This window comes from Paenibacillus sp. FSL R7-0163 (assembly GCF_037969975.1).
In the GTDB taxonomy this organism is placed as follows: Bacteria; Bacillota; Bacilli; order Paenibacillales; family Paenibacillaceae; genus Paenibacillus_AQ; species Paenibacillus_AQ odorifer.
Genome location: NZ_CP150224.1, coordinates 4,299,799 through 4,321,384 on the forward strand (window position 1 = coordinate 4,299,799; position 21,586 = coordinate 4,321,384).

At 46.4% G+C, this 21,586-nt stretch carries 14 protein-coding genes; 3 read left to right on the top strand and 11 right to left on the bottom strand.

The genetic code is table 11. The features are described 5' to 3' along the window. Positions 1–98 precede the first annotated feature (98 nt). Complete coding sequence (locus NST45_RS19145) at positions 99–1,139, top strand: fucose 4-O-acetylase (RefSeq protein WP_036680982.1); 1,041 nt, start codon at positions 99–101, stop codon at positions 1,137–1,139. Between the two features lie 89 nt (positions 1,140–1,228). On the opposite strand, the gene NST45_RS19150 is transcribed toward NST45_RS19145, so the two are convergent. The 8 genes from NST45_RS19150 to NST45_RS19185 form a co-directional block, all read right to left on the bottom strand. Beyond that, positions 1,229–2,176, bottom strand: a complete 948-nt coding sequence (locus NST45_RS19150; protein WP_036680981.1) for an ArsR family transcriptional regulator — start codon at positions 2,174–2,176, stop codon at positions 1,229–1,231. Between the two features lie 145 nt (positions 2,177–2,321). Next, the gene (locus NST45_RS19155) at positions 2,322–3,716 is read right to left on the bottom strand and encodes a family 43 glycosylhydrolase (RefSeq protein ID WP_076224431.1); all 1,395 of its coding nucleotides are present in this window, start codon (positions 3,714–3,716) and stop codon (positions 2,322–2,324) included. A 42-nt stretch (positions 3,717–3,758) separates the two neighbouring features. Further along, positions 3,759–5,507, bottom strand: coding sequence for a sugar-binding domain-containing protein (locus NST45_RS19160; protein WP_036680978.1), 1,749 nt, complete (start codon positions 5,505–5,507; stop codon positions 3,759–3,761). A gap of 27 nt (positions 5,508–5,534) precedes the next feature. Further along, positions 5,535–7,316 (bottom strand): sugar-binding domain-containing protein, encoded by a 1,782-nt coding sequence (locus tag NST45_RS19165; protein WP_326047054.1) that lies wholly within the window; start codon positions 7,314–7,316, stop codon positions 5,535–5,537. A gap of 58 nt (positions 7,317–7,374) precedes the next feature. Beyond that, positions 7,375–8,310 (bottom strand): carbohydrate ABC transporter permease, encoded by a 936-nt coding sequence (locus tag NST45_RS19170; RefSeq protein WP_036680976.1) that lies wholly within the window; start codon positions 8,308–8,310, stop codon positions 7,375–7,377. Between the two features lie 15 nt (positions 8,311–8,325). Next, positions 8,326–9,297, bottom strand: coding sequence for an ABC transporter permease subunit (locus NST45_RS19175; protein ID WP_036680973.1), 972 nt, complete (start codon positions 9,295–9,297; stop codon positions 8,326–8,328). An 11-nt stretch (positions 9,298–9,308) separates the two neighbouring features. Continuing rightward, positions 9,309–11,054, bottom strand: a complete 1,746-nt coding sequence (locus NST45_RS19180; RefSeq protein WP_036680971.1) for an extracellular solute-binding protein — start codon at positions 11,052–11,054, stop codon at positions 9,309–9,311. 404 nt (positions 11,055–11,458) lie between these two features. Continuing rightward, the gene (locus tag NST45_RS19185) at positions 11,459–12,412 is read right to left on the bottom strand and encodes a glycoside hydrolase family 43 protein (RefSeq protein WP_076141367.1); all 954 of its coding nucleotides are present in this window, start codon (positions 12,410–12,412) and stop codon (positions 11,459–11,461) included. Positions 12,413–12,907: 495 nt separating this feature from the next. Here NST45_RS19185 and ilvD point away from each other — a divergent pair, with 495 nt between their 5' ends. Next, complete coding sequence (ilvD, locus tag NST45_RS19190; protein ID WP_036680967.1) at positions 12,908–14,593, top strand: dihydroxy-acid dehydratase; 1,686 nt, start codon at positions 12,908–12,910, stop codon at positions 14,591–14,593. Positions 14,594–14,770: 177 nt separating this feature from the next. Here ilvD and NST45_RS19195 read toward each other — a convergent pair whose 3' ends face one another. Beyond that, complete coding sequence (locus NST45_RS19195; RefSeq protein ID WP_036680965.1) at positions 14,771–16,171, bottom strand: polysaccharide deacetylase family protein; 1,401 nt, start codon at positions 16,169–16,171, stop codon at positions 14,771–14,773. Between the two features lie 209 nt (positions 16,172–16,380). On the opposite strand from NST45_RS19195, the gene NST45_RS19200 reads away from it, so the two are divergent. Further along, positions 16,381–17,574 (top strand): AI-2E family transporter, encoded by a 1,194-nt coding sequence (locus NST45_RS19200; RefSeq protein ID WP_038569524.1) that lies wholly within the window; start codon positions 16,381–16,383, stop codon positions 17,572–17,574. On the opposite strand, the gene NST45_RS19205 is transcribed toward NST45_RS19200, so the two are convergent. Together NST45_RS19205 and NST45_RS19210 are read right to left on the bottom strand one after the other, a co-directional pair. Next, entirely contained in the window at positions 17,532–19,349 is a 1,818-nt protein-coding gene (locus NST45_RS19205) for a penicillin-binding protein 2 (RefSeq protein ID WP_076141366.1), read from the bottom strand. The genes NST45_RS19200 and NST45_RS19205 overlap by 43 nt on opposite strands. Before the next feature lie 164 nt (positions 19,350–19,513). Further along, positions 19,514–21,586, bottom strand: coding sequence for a methyl-accepting chemotaxis protein (locus tag NST45_RS19210; RefSeq protein WP_052096882.1), 2,073 nt, complete (start codon positions 21,584–21,586; stop codon positions 19,514–19,516).

A 21,586-nucleotide genomic window follows, 5' to 3' on the forward strand; every position in this document is an offset into this window, starting at 1 on the left:
ACGCTTTCTATTGTGACTTAATTCACAATTAAATCAAAGAAAATCTAGTATTTTAAAATTAAATTAATTTGCATACAGCATAATTTGGAGGCTAAATCATGGTAGGGGAAAACTCGCTGGAAACGCGCGGAGAAACCTTTTTTCTCAACCTGCGTTTTATGCTTATTATCACTGTTTTTGCCGGTAATGCAATTGAACCTCTGATTAACAAAATGAGTGGAATACACGGATTATATATGTGGATTTTCAGCTTTCACATGCCACTGTTCGTACTGGTGACCGGCTATTTCGCCAGAAAAAGCCTTGCCGGAACTACCGGCCGCAAAATGCTGCTGCAAATTGGATTGCAATACCTCATTTTTCAAAGCTTATATTCCGCACTCGACGTTTCCCTCTTTCATGTAAGCAACATCCAGCATTCCATTTTCGCACCCTATCTGCTCCTATGGTTTCTGGCCAGTCATGCCTGCTGGCGCCTCCTGATGCTCGGAATGAGCAGATGGTCAATAACCGCTAAGCTCCTCTTCGCTGTAACAGCGGGGGTGGCTGTGGGATATCTCCAGCTGGACGGTGTATGGTTTAGCATCAGCCGTACCTTTGTATATTTGCCTTTTTTCATTATCGGCTATCATTTCTCCTTCGAAACCTTCGTCAAGCTCTATCAGAAATATATCAAAATCTTTGCAGCAGCAGCCTCCGTTCTACTCCTTGCCATCATGGCTACATGGGGAGCAGGATTTCCCTTTGGCTGGTTATATGGCAACATGACCTATATGCAGCTTGATGCCAATGTATGGTATGCAGGCGTATACCGCCTGGGACTGTACGGACTACAAATTGTCGCTTCACTCGCTTTCCTCGGTCTTGTACCTTACGGAGCGAGCCGCATGACCGACTGGGGACGCCGCACGTTGTATGTCTTCCTGCTTCATGGTTTTATCGTTCGTCTGGCTGCCGTTTCTGGGATTTACACCTATATTGGCAATGCTGCTGGGGCAGTAGTCCTGCTGCTCACCGCCGTATTATTCACCGTATTGCTGGCTCAGCCGTCAGTTAAACGGCTCTTTCACCCGCTGGTTGAGCCGTCCGTTGACTGGATGATCACCCTTCAGCGTGCCGCCCTACGCCGCACACTCTGATTTTACATCCAGAACAAACAAAGCAAGGCGGTTCCCTGGATACGAAGATTCGTTTCCGAGGCACCGCCTTGCTTTATCCATCTCCTAAGCTAAAGTTCTACTTCATCCTGATCCATTGTATATTTTACCTTCATCATAATATGTTGTTCATAATCGCCAAACTGGCGCCCAAACAGGTTAAGTCCACCTTGATGAACTGCATCGGGATTGATTCCAATGCGCAGCCGCAATTTGGGGCTCCGGTTAATCAGAAGATCATTTAAGGAAACATTCGACACCTTCTCCATATCAAGTGTCGTCTTTTCATGGTCAACACGCCAGGTCTTGAGAAACCCGTATTGTGTGGATCCATCCCACCACCAGTTCGGATTCAGCTTGCCCCGCCGGTCACCGAAATCACCGGGACTGGTCCACATGCCAATCTCCGATCCATTCACCCACACGGAAATGTTCGAAGGCCAGTTCTGGTCATAATTCGGAGCTTCCGAACAGATCTCCATGGATAATTCCAGCGATTCAATTTGTGCTCCGGAGGGGATATCCATAGGCAGCAAATATTCCAGGAATCCTTTGCGGAGCCAGATCAGCTGAGCGTTGACATGTTTAGGGTGATAAAAGCTCGACGGTTCATCTTCTTTGATAATAAGACCCTCGCTATTAGCCATTCCGCAAGTAGGAGATACCTCACAGTCGCTATAATGACCGATCGGCATCTCTACTTCATAGACATGAGTTAATCCCTTTGGCATCGGCTCTTTTAAATTCAAGGCAATATGAAGATCATCATAATTCCGGCTGCAAACTTTCATCGCCCCGCGTGAAGCCGGAAGCAATTCTGTATGAATTAACTCTGCTGCTTCTAATACTTTAATATTGCTTGCTACCGTCGACACTGGAAGCTTCAGCCTCTCAGCGATTTCAATAATATTTAAGTTTTTGGAGTTTAAGAGCCGAAGTATATCAACCCTAGAACGGGTTGATAAAGCATGCGTTACTGTGACTAATTTTTCCGGGTCGTTTAAGCTAAGTTCCAGCACAAATCAGCTCTCCTTGTATCCTAATAATTATCCTAATCTTACTTCTTAATGAGATGAAAAACAATTACAACTACAGGCCCTTTCACCTAGAAATGACCTCCGGAAAACCGGAAGCCATCTCGTAGGTCTCTTAGGTTTGTTCGATTCACAATGGCTTAATATCAATGAAATCAATTTCTCCGTAACCTTCGCCTTTGGTAAAACGAAGCTTGTTTATGCCTGCCTTCAGTTGAATCCGGGCTGTGGACAGCCCCCAATTCTCCCACCCTTTATTGGTGATATAGAATGGTCCGGAAGGTCCTGCATTGACACTAAGCTGAAAATTCGACCAATTCCCGCCAGCCGTTCCATTCGCCGTTCGAGCCAAAAGAATATACTCGCCTGCGGCTGCCGCATCAACCGAAAATTCTACGTAACTGTCCGGTGTATCAATATGACCCGCCTTAAGCCCACCCGAGCCCTTGGGACTCGAAGAGGCATAGGCATCGCCGCCAAATGTCCCTTTTTCCGCTTCGTAGCGGGTATGCATGTTTTCACCTGAAGGCAAAGTTATAGGAAGATTAGGGTCAACGGGAATGCCCAGATTAGGTGTATGATCAGCATTCCAGCTGAATTTCTGCATCCGTACCTCGCGGTTCCAGCCAGCGTTGTTGTATTTGGCGACATGGTACATGATCCAATCCTCTTGGCCGTCAGGAGACTTAGTAAACGAATGGTGTCCAGGTCCGTAAAGTCCATTGCCTGAGGAAAAGATAGGCTGATTGCGTTTATTCCATGATGCCGGATTCAACAGATCACTGGAGATGTCTGCGGTGATCAGTCCCAGACAATAATCATTGGTCCAGCTTCCACTTGCCGAGTAGACCAAACTAATGACTTCTCCATTTATAATCACCTGCGGTCCTTCATTCACATTTGGGGAATGAATCGTTTCCCAGCTATACGTTGGTCTTGAAATCTCTACGCGTTCGGAATCAATGGTCCAGGGATTACTCATATGCGCGATATAGAGATTCTGCCGCACATTAACATTCCCCTCCCAGCCGGACCAGATAAAATACAGCTCGCCGTTCACTTGCAGCACAGTACCGTCTATAGCCCACTTATTGCTTGAATCTGTGATCTGGCCTTTGTACTGCCAAGTTCCCTGCATCGGGTCTGCCGCTGTGTTCTCCATTACATGCATGCGGTGGTTTACGTTATCTCCGTCGTCCATCGCATAGTAGATATACCAAGCTCCGTTTATATAATGTAGCTCAGGCGCCCAGATGCCGCTACCGCCCGTGTTGACAACTTTAGTAGGCGCTGCATCAATAGTGGTCAACTGGGCTGACTTCCAGAGAGTAACATTGCCACCTGTTGTTTTGGTGAAATAATAGAAGCCATCTGTATGTTTATACACCCATGGGTCCGCCCCGTCCTGCATAACCACGTTGTAAAAGTCATTATGATCAGAGACAGCTAAGGTCACCTTCCCCATTGGAAGAATAAGAAGAACACTTAAGGCGACCAGACATTTTTGCCGGAAATTCACTTTCATAATCTATCACATTCCTTTCGAATGAATAGTTACGTAGCGCCTCTAATCTTCAATTGCAGCCTTACGCGCATTGATGCGGCGGATACGCTCAGGATCGAACTTCGGCTGTCTGTCATAAGTATACAGTCCATTAACTTCCTGCTCCACATCGTACAGCTGGGTATAGCAGAATCCAAACATCAGCGGATGATCTAATAGAACATTCGTCAACCCCTCGTAGCGTTCGATAAACATTTGCTCTGAGGTCGGTCTGTCCCCATACCCCCATGATTTTTCATCTTTCTGCTGTGGGTTCCACCAAATTCCGCCATACTCGCTGATGAAGTAAGGTTGACCTTCATACGTTTGGCGATCCGGGAAGGTATTGAATACTTGACCGCCATGCTTCATAGGTTCATATCTGTCCCGGAACGTCTGCGGATTCTGGTCATAGTCATGAAGATCGAAGATATCTGTAGCCACATGGAAGTTACCGCTTGTATCAATTACGGGACGTGTTGGATCCATACGTTTTGTTACGTCGTAAACAATCTGTAGCACGGCGTTATGCTGCTTCACACCGTCCCGATCCCAGGTCTCATTAAAAGGGCACCAGCCGATCAGCGCGGGATGATTGAAATCACGCTGCATACCTTCGAGCCATTCCGGCAGGAAGTGAGACAGGCTATCCGCTCCAGTAATATTCAGCCCCCAATTGGCATGTTCTCCCCAGACAAGATAACCTAATTGGTCAGCCCAATAAAGATAACGCGGCTCAAAGATCTTCTCGTGAAGTCTTGCGCCATTGAAGCCAAGCCCCATTGAGATTTCGATGTCTCTGCGCAGATCTTCATCAGTAGGAGCGGTATAGATTCCCTCCGGATAAAAACCTTGATCCAGTACTAACCGCTGAAATAAGGATTTCCCATTGATCCGGAATGCCATCCCATCCAGTCGTACCGTGCGGAGTCCAAAATAAGAATGGACCACATCACTCTCCCGTCCCTGACAATGCAAGGATAACTTCAGGTCATACAATCTGGCGTTTCCAACTTCCCATAAGTGAATCTCTGACAGTGGAATCGTAAGTTTTATAGAGGGCCCGGAAACAATCACACTGCTGTCCCCGACGGGTTTGCCGCCATAAAGAGCAGTAGCGCTAAGCGTGTCCCCCGCAACGTTCCCTTGTACCTTCATTTCGAGGTGCACACAGCCATTGTCGGGATCAGCGACAACTTTCAGATTAGACAGATAGGTCTCAGGCACTTGCTCAAGCCATACCGTCTGCCAGATTCCTGTAGTGCGTGTATAGTCGCAGCCGTGCGAATGGAACTGTTCACTCTGCTTGCCCCGCGGCTGTCGCCCCGATCGAACGTCGTCTTCAGCATATACAGTAATCACATTACCGCCCGCTAAAAGATTAGAAGTAATATCAAAGCTAAACGGAGTATATCCTCCGCGATGCGTACCTACGGATACGCCGTTCACCCAGACCTCCGCCATATAATCAACGGCGCCAAAATGAAGGATAACTCTGCCATTTGTCCAGTTCTCCGGCACGGTAAACTCCCTTTTATACCATACAGCAGCCATAAAATCTTTGTATTCTACGCCGGACAGCCTGCTTTCCGGACAGAAGGGCACAGTAATTGTCCCTGAGAGATTATGTTCGTTAACAGGGTATCCGCGTTCCTTCCCACTTTTGCCATGATCAATTTCGAATTGCCACTGGCCGTTCAGATTGATCCACTCTGGTCGAACAAAGTCAGGGCGGGGATATTCAGGACGCGGAAGCGTTGCTTGTTGTGTCATGGTGTAACTCCTTTTAATAAATGTTATTTATTTGATATGCATCATGATGTTGCGGATCGCTTCAAGCGGAGCTTTGGGCTGTCTATCATAGGTGAGCAGTCCGTTGATTTCCTGCTCGACATCCGTCAGCTGGGTATAGCAATAACCTTGGATCACCGGGGAAGTGAACATCGGGTCAACCACAGCCTTGAGCTTCATCAGGAAATCCTCTTCGTTCTCTGCCCCAGAATAACCCCAGCCCTCCCACTCACTTTTCTTGAAGGCAATTCCACCAAACTCGGATACGAGAATCGGCTGGCCTTGATACGAAGCTCCACCGACAAATATTTTGCGGTTGGCCGGCATCGCATTTACAGAAGATTCAACCGTGGCGTATCTATCCTCCAGCACTTCCTGATGGCTCTCATAGTCATGAATAGTCACCAAATCTGTAGTCATATGCTCCCACCCATCGTTATACACAACAGGTCTCATCTCATCCAAGGATTTCGTTAAATGATACATTGCCAATCCGTGCTGCTGCTGGCGTGTATCAATCTGGACATTGGGAACCCCCCAACTCTCATTAAGCGGAACCCAGGTCACGATACAAGGATGGTTATAGTCGCGCTCGATGATCTCCTGCCATTCCTTCGTGAAGCGGCGGACATACTCCTCGGAATATTCGTAAGCATTGGCTGCCTCACTCCATACCAGCAGGCCGAGCTTATCACACCAATACAGGAACCGGGGATCTTCTGTCTTCTGATGTTTCCTCACCCCGTTAAAGCCCATTTCCTTCGTCAGCTGGGCATCACGTTTCAGCTCTTCGTCTGTAGGTGCGGTTAGTATCCCGTCAGGGAAGTACCCCTGATCCAGCACCAGTCTCTGGAAATATGGGCGGTTATTCAAGCATAGCTTGCCATTTTCAATCGACACCTTGCGCATGCCGAAATAACTCGCCGCTTCATCAATTACTTCCTCATTCCGAAGCAATTGGAATTGAATATCATACAAATTCGGATGCTCAGGGCTCCATAAACGTCCAAGACCATGATCCGCAAAATCCCCCAAGCCGATAGTCCGCAGCTGCTCTGCATTCTTGATCATATATTGATCCTCTGCGATCACTTCACCGTCATACGATACCGTTATGCGCAGCTTGAGCGGATCAGCAGACTTAAATCCTTGCAGAAAGGTCCGAAGCCGGATTTCATTGCGGTCAATATCTGGTGTCATCATGGTTTTATTCAGATGCACTGCAGACAGCGGTTCAAGCCAGACACTCTGCCAGATTCCGGTTGTGCGGGTATAAAAGATGGCAGCAGACTGTTCCAGCCAATATTGCTTGCCCCGCGGCAAGGTGACATCGCGGCTGAAATCCTCTGCGCGCAGTATAATGGTATTATTTCCTTTGATCAGCGAAGGAGTGATATCGGCCTGAAATGGCGTATGTCCACCTTCATGCACGGCCACCAGCTGACCATTCACCCAGACTTTTGCCAAATAATCAACGGCGCCGAAATGGAGGACAATCCGCTTCCCGTTCCAACCCTCAGGAACTTCGAAAGTTCTTCTATACCACACAACATCATGAAATGAAGGATCTTCAATTCCGCTCAGCTTGCTCTGAAACGCAAAGGGCACTTGAATAACCTGTGAAAATAAACCCTTTGTGTCCGCCCGATACCATTGTTCTTCCTCACCGACATCTTCATCATCAAACGTAAAATCCCATTCTCCATTTAGGCTAAGCCAATCCTTACGGGCAAATTGGGGTCTTGGATATTCTGGACGTGGAACGGATGTGCTGCTTGCTTCTGTCAACATGGTGTACTTCACTCCTATTAAATAATTTCTATATAAGATGAACTTGTTTTTTTGCCCGCTATCCTTTAATCGAACCTACGTAAACACCTTTAACAAAATATTTTTGCAAGAAAGGATATACCATTAATATAGGAAGCGTAGAAACGACAATCGCGCAATACTTAACCAGCTCGCGGAAAGCCGTCTGGCTCTGGGCGCTATCGATGACTACCCCGCCTGCACTGCCGATCGAGGTTGCGGTTGCATCATTAGCTACTAATATTTCCTTCATTAATAGCTGCAGCGGGAACAGCTGTCTGTCCTTCAACAACACCATCGCATTAAACCATGAGTTCCAGTTCCCAACTAAATAGTATAAAAAGATTACGGCCAGCGTAGCTTTGGACAGCGGTAGAATCACATTCGTTAAAATATGGGCCTGACTTGCCCCGTCAATAGTAGCCGCCTCTTCCAATTCCTGCGGAATGGCTTGAAAGCTAGTTCGTAAAATAATAATGTTCCATGTGCTTAAAGCACTTGGCAAAATCATGGCCCACAAATTATTGTACAAACCAATATCCTTCATTAATAAGAACCAAGGAATCAACCCGCCACCAAAGAACATGGTGATTGTAATCAGGATCATGATAAAGTTTTTGAAATACAAACCTCGTCTGGACAATACATAAGCTCCCAGAATGGTCATGATCATGTTGACTAATGTGCCTAACCCTACATATATAATCGTGTTTTTATAGCCGTTGATCAGACTGTTATCTTTAAACACCAGCTTATAGCCATCCAAAGTGAACCCCAGCGGTTTCAGCAAAATCCCTTTATGAGCAATCAACATGCCGGGGTCGCTGACGGAAGCAAACAGGATATGCAGGATCGGATAAAAACACACCAAGGTTAATGCGGTCAGCAGAGTATAAAGCGTGCCGTCAAACACTCTGTCGCCGATGGATTTATGTTTTCGTCTTTTTTTCGTTTTACGCTGCAAATTATCTTTCATAGCTGTCCCTCTTTCTTACCATAAGCTGACCTCGGACCTGCGTTTGGCTATTGTATTGGTCATCCAGAGCAGCCCGAAGTTAACGATTGAGCTGACCAAGCCCACAGCCGTAGAATAACTAAGACTGGCTTCTCTTAAACCGCGACGATAAACATAAGAGGCAATAACATCCGCCGTATCATAGATCAGAGGATTGTACAGCAGGATAATCTTCTCGTACCCGGATGACATCAACCCGCCGATGGCAAAAATAAACAGAATGATGATAACTGGGCTGATCTGCGGCAGCGTAATATGCCACATTTTTTTAATCCGTCCCACTCCGTCAATTTCAGCAGCTTCATATAATGAAGTATCGATGGAACTCATCGCCGCAAGGTAGATGATGCTATCCCAGCCGATGCTCTGCCAAATGCCGGAGAAGGTATAAATCGGCCGGAAGAACGAAGAGTAGCCGAGCAGTGAAGAGTACTCTTTTCCGGTAATAAATTGCAGGATTTGCGTGATAATCCCTTCATCTGCGGCAAAGATATGAATGATCCCGCATACCACCACCAGGGAAATAAAGTGCGGCATATAGGTGATCGTTTGGACCACTTTTTTAAACTTAACCCCACGGATTTCGTTCAGCATCAAGGACAGAATAATCGGGGCTGTAAATCCAAAGGCAATCCCCCAAACATTGAGGAGAAGGGTGTTTTTAACGACCCGCCAGAAATAAGGCCCTTGGAAAAAATCAATAAAGTGCTTAAACCCTACCCACTCGCTCTGGCCAAACCCCAGCAGGGGTTTAAAATCCTTGAAGGCGATCATAACCCCCCACATCGGCCCGTAGCAGAAAATCAGGAACCATGCTACAACAGGGACGGCCAACAGATAGACAAACCAGTTCTTTTTCAAATCCTTCTTAATCACTAGCTTGGTATTTTTAGGTTTGGCGTCCTGAGGAATGGGCTTTATCGCTCTGTTTTTTCGTAATATTTCCATAAAACAACCACCTATCGTTTGTTATATCGATCTAAGGCTGCCTGATGGATACTCAAAAACTCTTCCAGTCCCATGCTCTGAGCTTCTTTCAAAAATTTATCATAGGCATCTACCGGCAGGTCTCCCATTATGATTTTTGCAAAATACTCTCCGCGCAGTGTCGACAGCTGGTTTCCAAGCTCGGCTTCCCGCGAAGCTTCATCCTTGGTAAAGGAAATAGGTGGCATAGCCATACTGGTGTCCATATTTTCAGTCCAATTCTTGCGAATGTCTCCCGAATAACTTCCTTTGGCAGCGATCAGCGGGTTGGAATGATGCTCATCCCGGATATCCGGCCAGTTGTGCATCCGGTATTTCCATAAGGTTGTCGATACGGGCTGACCTTCAGGGTCTTTAAAGATATAACTGTTCTCTGGATAATAAGGCATTCCCGTGTCATCAATCAGGTGGACCGTGCCGTATTCACCAAAGTTAATCAATTCCCAGCCCTTTTTACTGTAATTAAAATCAAGCCAAGCCATTGCCGCTTCTACATTTTTGCTTTGCGTTGTGATCGCAGCTTCGATCCCCGCTCTTTTGAAATTTTTGTACGTGGTTGCGGACTTATCTCCTTTGTTTAGAACCGGGTTCAGTGCCCCCACAAAGTCGATACCGCTTTGCTCTTTCCAATAACTCCACATCGTATCCGGAGAGTCCATCATCATCGCGGTATCTCCCGAAATGGCACTCGCCATTCTCTGGTTAAAGTCTGCCGTTGCCCAGTCCGGGTTCAGTAATCCTTCTTTGTTCCATTGCTGCATGGTGGTCAAATATTCCTTAGCTTTCGGCTGTGCTGGCCCCCAGGCCACTTTGCCATTCTCATCAAGGAACGTCCAATCCCATACTCCATATGCGCCATTTATGATGCCGGTAAAAATCTGGCCGTAAGTAGAGCCGTAATTAAGTGGTGCTTTGTATCCGACTTCCTTTGCTTTTGTCAGGAAGGTATGCCATTCATCAATCGTATTTGGAACTTCAAGCCCTGTTTTATCCAGCGCCTCTTGCTTAATCAACGTTCCAAACCAAGTCCACTCTGAATATGGGGCGATGCCATAAAAGCCAAGCAGCTTGCCGTCATCCGTGACCGTGGTTTTTCTTCTTGATTCATCCGAATTGCGCCACTTCGTATAGTTCGGAGCATTTTTCTCCATCAGATCTGTCAGATCGATATAAGCGCCGTCATTTACGCCCGCTTCAAAACCTCCCGGATAACGTCCCGGCTCAATGATAATGTCAGGCAGTTCACCGGAGGAGATCATCAGCGTGAAGGCATCCGCTTCCTGGCCGATTGGCGGCGTGATGAAGTTTACTTTGATTCCCGTTAATTGCTCCACCTGCTTCTGGACAGCATGATTGTTCATATCCGGAATATTGGAATTCGCAGGCATCCATACATCCAGAACCACATCACCTTTAACAGGATAAGCTGAGTAATCATTTGGAATGACTTCATCGAAAACGTCGCCGAGGTATGTATCATTCAAGGAATGATTAACTTCGTCGATTTGCTCTTGCGTTGGGGCTGTATTGCCGCGTATGTCTGCGCTGATATCTGTAAACTCAACCGGGTCTTTGGCTGTGCTCTCGTTCTCTTTGTTGTTGGAGCCACCGTTATCAGCCCCATTGTTTGCACTGTTGCCACTACATGCTGTTACAGTCGAAATGATCAGTATTAACACAAATAAAAGACTAAAAAAACGCTTTGCATTGTTCTTCATACTTAACCTCCCACTATAAAATATTTGCCACAACGCCTTAAGCAAATCCAAAGCTTGGAACCACGCTCCTTTTTGCCCTGTAGATAACTCCCCTTGATTAATACAGTTTTTCTGTATCTCAGATCGAATTATAAGCATCCAAAATCCATATGTCAACGCTTTCAAACAATAATTTTGTAATCTTACGAACTTTTCTCAAACAAATATATGGCTACACCATCTACAAACCTATTAAAAAAACGTACTAAACATCTGTATTTTGGCGAAAAACCCCTTATAACACAGGCGTTTTTCGTCAATTATTATCGACAGCGAATAAAAATATCTGCATTACATGAAAAGGCCATTCATTACAGTTTTTCTGTAATGAATGGCCTTTTCAATCTTGTTTTTCTGTTTTATTCTTATTCTCCCGACGGTACGGTCTGAGCAAGCGTATCCCTACAAGGAACCCCAAAATCCGGTGTCCCATCCACCTTCCACCCAAATTTCTGGATACGGGTTGCTCGCAAAGACACATCCGCTCCAGCGGAAGGAAGCGCATGATAGACTATCCAATCTTCCTTGCCATCAGGAGATCGTGTGAAGCTATTGTGCCCCGTGGCAAAAATCCCGTTCTCTACACTTTTGCAAAATACAGGCGACATTGATTTTACCCATGACAGCGGTTGCAAAGGATCTGCCGCTTCGCTCATGGTGAGCATCCCTAGTGCATAATCCTCAGACCAAGTCGTACTTGCCGAATAAACCATGAAAATACGATTGTTGCGCCGCAAAATTACCGGACCTTCGTTAATCGCCATGCCACCTTGCTTCTCCCATGACAGAGTTGGAGCGGTAAGCAGGTGATGCTCCCCTTCTAAGGTCCAAGGATTACTCATTCGCATAATGTAAATAGCCGACCCATAATCAGGGAAATGACCATATCCCGCATACAGAAAGTACAGCTGATCCCGCAAAGACATTACTGTTCCATCCAACCCTGGGACAGGTGTCTGCAAAGCACCTCTCCATACCCACTGCCCTTCCAGCGGGTTTGCCTCTTCATTCTCCAGCACGCAAATCCGTCGTGAATCGTCGCCTCCTCCGTCATTCGCAGTGTAGTAAATGTACCATTTGTTGTCCAAATGATGAATTTCCGGCGCCCACAGATTGTAACTGTAGCTGCCCCCCGGTTCGGGAGACCAGATCACTTTCTTGTCGCCCTCCGCAAGGCCGGTCAAGGTTCTAGATCTCGTCAGCTCCAGACATTTAGCTTTTGTGGCCATAAAGTAATAATAGCCATCGGTATGTTTGAATACCCATGGGTCTCCTGAGCTTGCTACAATTGGATTTAAATAAGTTGTACGCTGTGACATTCCCTTTCCCTCCTTAGCTTTTCATCCCCGTAAAAACGATCCACCGCGGCGATAATAATACACAAATCCCGATTTTCCAGCACCTCCCATAAAATAATAACTCCCATCATACTCAGCTCTCCTAAAGTTGTCTAGAGTGGTAAATAGATACATCCGAACCCTGATCCATTTTCCAAATAAAGCACTTTCCTTTCGAAAATGAGCTTTTCCTCCACTTCCCACGCTTTGCGTCAATCGACAAACTTCACATTGTCCGGTAGAAAAAACGTGCTCTTTGTGATAGACTCACTAATAACAATGACTTCTCCGTTCATTTTAGGCGGTAACTGTTTATACCAAAACAGCGGCTTTTTTTTATAGAAACGGCATCGCTTTTCTTATTGAGGAAGCAGGTCCCCGTTCTTTCTATAAACCGTATATACGCAGGTCTTTGGAGTTCATTGCGTTAATGCGACACTATATTTGATTGAAATTCATTTAGGGGGGAATGTCATTATGGCAGCCAAGAAAATGCGTTCAGACATGATTAAAAAAGGCTTTGACCGTGCTCCACACCGTAGTCTCCTGAGAGCAGCCGGAGTAAAAGAAGAAGATTTCGGAAAGCCGTTTATTGCGGTCTGCAATTCCTATATTGATATTGTTCCAGGGCATGTGCATTTGCAAGAGTTCGGTAAAATCGTTAAGGAAGCGATTCGCGAAGCTGGTGGCGTTCCTTTTGAATTCAATACGATCGGCGTAGATGACGGAATTGCTATGGGACATATCGGCATGCGTTATTCACTGCCAAGCCGCGAGATCATCGCTGACGCCTTGGAAACCGTAGTTTCCGCGCATTGGTTCGATGGCATGGTCTGCATCCCTAACTGTGATAAAATTACACCGGGCATGATGATGGGCGCACTGCGTGTTAACATCCCAACCATGTTCGTAAGCGGCGGCCCAATGAAAGCCGGCGTAGATAGTAAAGGTAACAAGCTCTCTCTGACCTCGGTATTTGAAGGCGTTGGTGCTCACCAAGTCGGCAAAATCAACGATGCAGAGTTGCTTGAATTAGAACAATTCGGTTGTCCAACCTGTGGATCTTGTTCCGGAATGTTCACTGCCAACTCCATGAACTGCCTTGCAGAAGCACTTGGACTGGCATTGCCAGGTAACGGTACAATTTTGGCTGTTGCTGATGAGCGTAGAGAATTTGTTCGCAGATCCGCAACACAACTGATGGAATTGATTAAGCTGGATCTTAAACCAAGAGATATCGTAACTAAAGAATCCCTTGATAACGCATTTGCACTGGATATGGCAATGGGTGGTTCTACTAACACAGTGCTGCACACCCTTGCATTAGCTCAAGAAGCAGGTATCGATTATCCGCTTGAACGCATTAACGAAGTTGCAAACCGTGTTCCATATCTGGCTAAGCTGGCTCCAGCTTCTGATATCTTTATCGAAGATGTGGACCGTGCGGGCGGCGTTAGTGCTGTATTGAATGAACTGCTGAAGAAACCAGGTGCTCTGTTCGGGGAATGTATGACCGTTACCGGCAAAACATTAGCCGAGAACGTAATCGGACACGAGATCCAAGATACTTCCGTAATTCATACTATCGACAACCCTTACTCCGAAAGAGGCGGTCTGGCCGTACTTTACGGAAACTTGGCTCCTGAGGGTTCTATCATCAAGGTTGGTGCAGTTGATGCTTCAGTAGGCGGATATCATAAAGGTCCTGCGATCTGCTTTGATTCCCAAGAAGCTGCACTGGAAGGTATCGCCAACGGTAAAGTTAAAGAAGGCCATGTAGTCGTTATCCGCTATGAAGGTCCTAAGGGCGGACCTGGAATGCCGGAAATGCTGGCGCCTACTTCACAAATCGTGGGTATGGGGCTGGGTGCTAAGGTCGGTCTGATTACAGACGGTCGTTTCTCGGGGGCTTCCCGCGGAATCAGTATCGGTCATATCTCTCCAGAAGCAGCTGAAGGCGGTCCGATCGCTTTTGTTGAGGATGGAGACATCATTGAACTGGATCTCAACAACCGGAAGATTGAATTGCTGGTTGAAGAAGAAGTATTAGCAGTTCGTCGTACAGGTTGGAAAGAATTCGAACCTAAAGTTAAAACTGGTTACCTGGCTCGTTACTCCAAAATGGTTACCAACGCAAGTAACGGCGCTGTGCTGAAGATCTAATCCCTTTAGCAGAAAAGAATATTAAAACAAGCAAGAGCAGTCCCACCTTAGTATTTTTACTGGCGGGCTGCTCTTTTTTTAATTATCCCAACAAAAAAATGTTCCACAACCCAACGTTGGATTGTAGAACATCTCTTTACACGTCCACTGTATAATATTTATCAATAAGATCATGAATCAATTTGTTACTGTCGCACCTGGCATTTCTACTTCCGCAACCGAATCATTAAGTGACAACGATTCTTCCTGTTGCGATTTGCGTTTTTTTGCAGTTTTCGGATGATGAGGCAGCTGTTGATTCATCTTTTTGAGCAGCTCTGAGACAGGCATCAGGATAAGCTTCGGCACAAGGACCTCGCTCCGTTCTTTAAGCCTTGCCCCACCTGCTGGATGAATCACACTTAACAGGATCCTTAAGTAAAATTTGGAGGAACGTGCGAATAAGCCATCCGGCAAATCGCGTACGGTAAAGCCGAATTTCTCCGGTCCCCGGTTAATCATGCTGACTCCGTAAAGCGCTTTGGCTTCTGCAAGATCCACATCCTTGGCAATGATCTCAGCAAGAATGGGCAGATCCTTTTCCATTCTGCGGATCATTCGAATCGCTAGTTGAGCGGAAGAACGTGAATGAATTCCTAATTCGAACAACTGTTTATTATCGATGTGCAGCTCAATGACTTTGTCGCCTTTACGCAGCAGTTCTCCACCCTCGAGTTCAACCGGTTCGCCCTGATATTTCCGCATCCGATAATGCAGGAAAGGATCTGACGGAGTAATCGTTTGGAGATGAAAAAGAGCTTGAAATACCTGTTCCCAAGCTAACCAAAGTCCTACAAGCACCCGTTTACCAAAAGATAAGCGCCGGATAGGTGAAGTCTCAGCCATCTTAATCATTTCGTCAATCCGAATGCTGCGGAGTCCCCGTTTACGGGCTTCCTCCAGTGTCTGCTCAAGAGCCACAAGCATATTCCCTGGAGCATCCGCATCTGCACCCAGCGTTGTGCCGCTATCATGCAACAACATCACTTCCCCGGGATTTAGACGGGCCAGCATCTTCTCAGTAAGTTTTTCGGCGCCGAGCTTCTCACGCCAATCGCCAAACATTGCCGACCAAAGCACAATTTCAACTTGGCGTCGTTTGGAAATATCAAATAAATTGACAATGCCCCAAGGTGGACGGTAATACGTACTGCGTTCGCCAATAATATTATAAATAATATCATTCGTACGTTGAATCTGCCGGCGGACGGTTGCTGGCCGCATGAGCCAGTTCGTCTTGTGAACATAATTATGAATCCCGATGAGATGTCCCTCATCATGGATACGCTGAATAAGATCAGGATAACGTTCAGCATTAGAGCCTACTACAAAAAAGGTCGCTTTTGCATCATACCTCTTCAGTAATTCCAGCAATAATGGTGTAAATCGAGGATCAGGTCCATCATCGAAGGTCAGAGCAAATTCATTTCGCCCAGTTCCTTTACGAAAGACACGGTAACCAAAAATCCGGCTGATCATACCAGGGATAAAAGCATAAAATGATGAGATGTAAAATAACCAGAGCAGCAAAGTCTGCATATTAATTCCCCGCTTTTCCAGAGTTGACTTTGGCTCGCCTAATGTCTGCAAGCAGAACCTGTGAAACGGCCAAGTGAAGTAGAATAAAAAAAACGTTACCCCCTATTTTAACACATGTATCAAAGAAATAGACGCTTTTAAAGTAAAATCATGTACAATGTAATCAACCTGGCATATCCACTTATAAAAAAAGGGAGTTGTTTATATCTATGCTGCCGTTATACAAAAAATATTGGCGCACATTTTTTGACATCGGATTAATTGTCCTCACGGTTTATTTAATTATGTTCTCCTTTAGTAAACTGTACCAGTTAGCTGCACCTGTATTCCTGTCTTTTTTTGTATTTTTGCTTATCGAACCCTTGGCCCGCTTCTTGAACCGCCGTGGTCTTGGTAAACCTTTCGCCTCCGCTATTTCAGTGTTGCTCTTTCTGATTGTGCTGTTAGGTACATTATTTGGTGCCGGTCTACTGATTACGATCCAGGCCCTTCACTTCCAAGAGAACCTCCCTAAATATACATATGTGGTGCAGCAGCATTTTGTGGAGACCACGACCTACCTGCAGCAAAAAATAGATAACTTGCCACCCGATATTACGAACAAGGTCAACGGCTACTTTAAAGATGCCACGGATGTCCTAACAGGATGGCTGATTACTTTTCTAAAATATATGGCCGGTATTCTTGGCTCCTTCTCCACCTTCATGGCCAATTTCGGGATAGCCATCATTTTGGCATTTTTCCTTAGCATGGAGATCAAAGATTGGCGTAAAATCGCGCATGACAAAATGCCAAAAACTTTTAAGAACGCCTTTGCCTTTTTACAAGGCAATGTTTTTAAAGCCATCGGGTCCTATTTAAAAGCACAACTTATTCTGATCAGCATTACTTTTGCCATAGTTCTGGTCGGCTTATTTATTCTGCGAACCGGCAACGAAATCACAATGGCGTTAGTCTGCGCTGTATTTGATGTTTTGCCGCTTCTTGGCGTGACGACAATTTTAGTCCCTTGGATCATCTATTTGTTCATCGTGGGCAATACTTCACTGGCTATCGGATTAATTATCCTCCTTGCCATTGTACTAATTGTTAGACAGCTGCTTGAGCCGAAGATTACCGGGAATTCGATTGGCGTATCCTCAGCTTTCCTTATGCTGTCGTTCGTCATTCTGTCCACATCTGCTTTCGGTATGGCCGGTCTGATCCTGTCGCCGATTCTGCTTATTCTGATAAAAGAACTGATTCAACAAGGGTATCTTCAGAGCTGGATCTATCTTCCGCAAGAGGAATTTATCGTTTCGCCCTTTGCTGCTAACGGTCCAGCTTCCAATCATACCAGCTCTGCGCCACCACCTGAACCTCAAGCTCCAGAGGGAACCGATGATAGTAAATCCAACACTTGACCAAACAGCTTAACCGCTAGATGTGAACTGTCCGGAGCAACGTTCTCAACCGCTACCGACACAGCATATCTGGGATGATCCACCGGCCCATAGCCGATAAACCATTGATTGTTACGCGGCACACCCTTAACAAGGGTTTGTGCCGTACCTGATTTCCCGGCAACCGGCCATTTCGTACTCTGCAGACTTGTGCCGGTTCCATCCGTAACTACTTTACGCATCCAGGACAGCAGCTGGCGGGCTGTAGATTCTGAGATCCTCCCGGCAGTTGAAGGGGAAAGATGACCCGGCAGATCCTCTAGCTTTTGACCATTTGCAAAGGTTACACGCTGGAGAATTCTTGGCGCTCTCACTTCCCCACCATGCAGTAACGTCACTACCAGGTTGGCTGCCTGAAGTGGTGTCACTTGCACATCTCGCTGCCCAATGGCCGTCTGCACTCTGGCGCCTGGATCATCCGGCAGCAAAGAAGTGAAGATCGTCCCCTTCTGCTCACCGGATAGTGGCTTAAGAACTGGAAAACCAAGCGTATTCTCCGCTTGCCAGCTAATATCTCTTCCGAGCCCCAGCGCGAGTGCTGTCGCTTGAAGCTGCGCCCCACTTAAGCGCTCTGCCAGCGCAGCAAATACTGTATTACAGGACACGGCGAACCCTTGCGCCAGCGTGAGGGCGCCGTGTCCTTTTCCTTTTAGACAAGATAATCCATATTTCTCATATTGCCCTGAACAATAGAAGAGCTCATCCGCTGAGGTGACCCCGGCTTCTAGTGCCGCGGCTGCTGTGACGATTTTGAAGATTGATCCAGGTACAGCAGCCTGCAGCGCCCGGTTATTCCACTCTCCCCCTTCAGGGGATATCTTCTCTGGGTCGTAAAAAGGTAAAGATACCATGGCTTCAATATCTCCCGTTCCGGTGTCTAACACCACCACGGCTCCTTCCTCCATTCCAGCTTTGACAGCTAACTCCTCTATTTGTTCCTGAAGCTTTTTATCAATCGTTGTATATAAAGACAGCGGATAATACGGATTGCCCGGGGCCCGCACTTGAATGGGACTGCCCGGGACACGTTGCCCGCGCGCATCAACCTGAGCGTATGCCTCAGTATGCCCGACGCCTCGAAGCAACGGCTCCAGGGTCTTTTCTAACCCGTCCGTTCCTGTCATCGGAATTCTCAGCCCCGATGGCGATGCCTTCCCATCAGTGTTTGGGACCGCTTCCGATAAATATCCAAGCCACTGCCGTCCAGTTGAATTTCCATCATATCTGCGAGCAAAGGGAAGCACGCCTACTCCGTCGATCCCCAGCGCACTCACTTCTTTTGCTTGTGCGGATGTAAGTGCGAGCGGTCCTTTTCCCACTGAGGATGGCCAAAGCAGAGGTTCTTTAAGGGAAGAGCGCTTGTTTAGCAATTGCTCATAACTCACTCCAAGGATAGCTGCCAATCGGTGCATGGACTCAGCTTCTTCGTATACAACCTTCGTCACGGTATTCCTAGCCTTCGCCTCTTGAGGAAAAAAAGCAGCCGTCCAAATGGTTTCCCCGGCAAGGGGTTCACTCTTTCGGTCATACAGGCGCCCCCGCCCAGTATCCAATACAGTCTCCCGTTCGCTTTGAATTTCCGCCATCTTTGCAAGTGTATATTTCGTTCCAGGGACCGTCTGTTCCTTCATAAACAGTTGAATCCACGCCAGCCTAAGGACCAACACGGCTACCACTGAACTTAAAATAATCAGTCCGCCGAGTATGCGTCTGTGGACATTATTGTGCAATCCCATTCCTCCTGACTGACGTTCATAGCCTTTATTATGTCCCACCCGCTGGATTATTTACACTCATGCTTAGTTAGCTATTTTATAACCTTTTGAATAGCACAAAGACCAGTCCCAAATAATTGGAGACTGGTCTTTGTATTGAAAATAATTACTGAGGTTATGCAAGGTTACAAATTAAACTTGGACAGTTTTTCTTGCAACTGCCGGGACGCATGCTCAAGCTGCTCAGACAGCTCCACTAAATGATCACTCACACTTTGTTGCTCTCCGCTAAGCGAAGCCACTTCTTGCGAAGCTGCTGATGATTCCTCTGCAATGGAGCTGATATTGCCCATGGAATTTGACAGCACCTTTTGGGATTGGCTCAAGCTATCCATCGATAAAGCAACAGATTCCAAACGTGTAATAAAATGACGCATCTGATCCTGTACAGATACGAAGATATCGCTAGTGCTCTCCACTGAAGTCACCTGCTGATTAAAAAGAGGGGCTACTTCCGAGAGAACACCTACGGTCTCGTTCATATCCTTCATAATGGTGTCTGTTATATTAGCCACCACAGCAATGGAATCTTTGGACTGATCTGCAAGCTGGCGTATTTCATCGGCCACTACCATAAATCCCCGGCCGGACTCCCCTGCCCTTGCCGCTTCTATCGTTGCATTTAGAGACAAAATATTCGTCTGCTGTGTAATATTCTGCATAACATCAAGCACCTTCATCACTGATGATGTGGTGTCTTGCAGCTCATTCACTTTCAACACGAGCTTATTCGTCATATCGCCCGTCTTATTGGTTTTGCCAAGCAGCTCTTTTAACTCATTAAAACCTTCTTCACTAAGCACGCCGATACTATGTGCGGTATGATCCATCTCATGCGTAGCTGAGTTCACTTTGTTCATTTGCACCGAAATTTGCCCCGTAAGCTCGTTGCCCTGGTCCGCCTCCAAAGCCAGGCTGCCTGAACCTCCGGCAATTTCTTCTGTTGCAGCGGCAATCTCTTTGGCGGCCATCGCTGTCTTACGCGATACCCCACTAAGTTCATTGGCCGTTTCCATTACCTTTCGAGCCGTTTCATTAGTATGGATAACCAGTTCTGTGATCCGTTCCATCATCCTATTAAAGGAACCCGATAACTGACCTATTTCATCTCGTGAGGTAATCTCCGTGCGTACTCCAAGATTCCCATCTGCCCCCTTAGACATTAAATCTTTAAGCCGGGTCAAGGGCTTGGATACCATTCTGTACATCCAGTAACCAATTAGAATGGCGACAATAGCAGCCACCGCAACAATAATATATGTAGTTTTTAGAATACGAAGTGCGTCTTTCGTAAGATTCTCAGCCGGAACAACACCAAGCAATCTCCAGCTGGAGCTTTCCATCGTCCCATACACAGCTAGTATGGATTTCCCTTTCTCATCCTTCGTTGGCAATGACCCCGCCTCATGCTCCAAACCATGAAGAAGGGTCCCTCCCAGACTGAGATAAGTATCTGTTCCTACTTGCTGGGACGATGCGATCAATTCATCCTTATCCGTCAGCAATTGCATGTAAGAGCTGGGTCCGAGATCAACTTTACGAAGCTGATTTTCTAATTCACTAATTCTAATATCACAGATAATTATGTATCCCGGGCTTTGTGTATCCCCAGCTATCGATTGTGCCAAATGAAACATACCCGAAGTATTTCCTTCTTGTTCTTGTACTGTCCGGGGAATCCACAGTGTTTGTGGTTCCTCTTCAAGCTGCTTGAACCATGATGATTCTCTGAATTCCTTGATAAAAGCGTTGTCTTTTGATCCCGCTGAAGAAGTGGGGACTTCCTGATTCATCGGGATGAGGTATACAGCTTCTACCCCCTTTGATGCGGTCAGCCAGGCATTCAGCTCGGCGCTAATCTGGTTAGACTGCAAATTACGTTCCTCATTACTTGTAGTGGGATTATTCCCTTGTTTGAGTGCATCCTGAATCTCATTGTTGTAAAGAATTCTTCCTAGGCCGTCCTCATAACGCAATAATTCAACATCAAACTTCTCTGCAGCTTGGACGACTGTCTGTTGATTGGCTGACAGCGCGTTATTCTCGATCGTTTGCTCAGCTACGGAATAGGAAATGTAGCCAAGTGAGAGAACGAGCACCATTGTTGAGATGAAGAAGATGAGAAAAAGCCGCACCCCAATCGATTTGGCAGGGTGCAGCTGGAAATGCGCCTTTTCTTTTTTTGCTTGCGACTTCAT

Coding starts and splice junctions, on each gene's coding strand:
- NST45_RS19170 (WP_036680976.1), bottom strand. CDS start 8,310: ATGAAAGATAATTTGCAGCGTAAAACGAAAAAAAGACGAAAACATAAA.
- NST45_RS19195 (WP_036680965.1), bottom strand. CDS start 16,171: ATGCAGACTTTGCTGCTCTGGTTATTTTACATCTCATCATTTTATGCT.
- NST45_RS19160 (WP_036680978.1), bottom strand. CDS start 5,507: ATGACACAACAAGCAACGCTTCCGCGTCCTGAATATCCCCGCCCTGAC.
- NST45_RS19210 (WP_052096882.1), bottom strand. CDS start 21,586: ATGAAGTCGCAAGCAAAAAAAGAAAAGGCGCATTTCCAGCTGCACCCT.
- NST45_RS19205 (WP_076141366.1), bottom strand. CDS start 19,349: ATGGGATTGCACAATAATGTCCACAGACGCATACTCGGCGGACTGATT.
- ilvD (WP_036680967.1), top strand. CDS start 12,908: ATGGCAGCCAAGAAAATGCGTTCAGACATGATTAAAAAAGGCTTTGAC.
- NST45_RS19180 (WP_036680971.1), bottom strand. CDS start 11,054: ATGAAGAACAATGCAAAGCGTTTTTTTAGTCTTTTATTTGTGTTAATA.
- NST45_RS19155 (WP_076224431.1), bottom strand. CDS start 3,716: ATGAAAGTGAATTTCCGGCAAAAATGTCTGGTCGCCTTAAGTGTTCTT.
- NST45_RS19200 (WP_038569524.1), top strand. CDS start 16,381: ATGCTGCCGTTATACAAAAAATATTGGCGCACATTTTTTGACATCGGA.
- NST45_RS19145 (WP_036680982.1), top strand. CDS start 99: ATGGTAGGGGAAAACTCGCTGGAAACGCGCGGAGAAACCTTTTTTCTC.
- NST45_RS19175 (WP_036680973.1), bottom strand. CDS start 9,297: ATGGAAATATTACGAAAAAACAGAGCGATAAAGCCCATTCCTCAGGAC.
- NST45_RS19165 (WP_326047054.1), bottom strand. CDS start 7,316: ATGTTGACAGAAGCAAGCAGCACATCCGTTCCACGTCCAGAATATCCA.
- NST45_RS19185 (WP_076141367.1), bottom strand. CDS start 12,412: ATGTCACAGCGTACAACTTATTTAAATCCAATTGTAGCAAGCTCAGGA.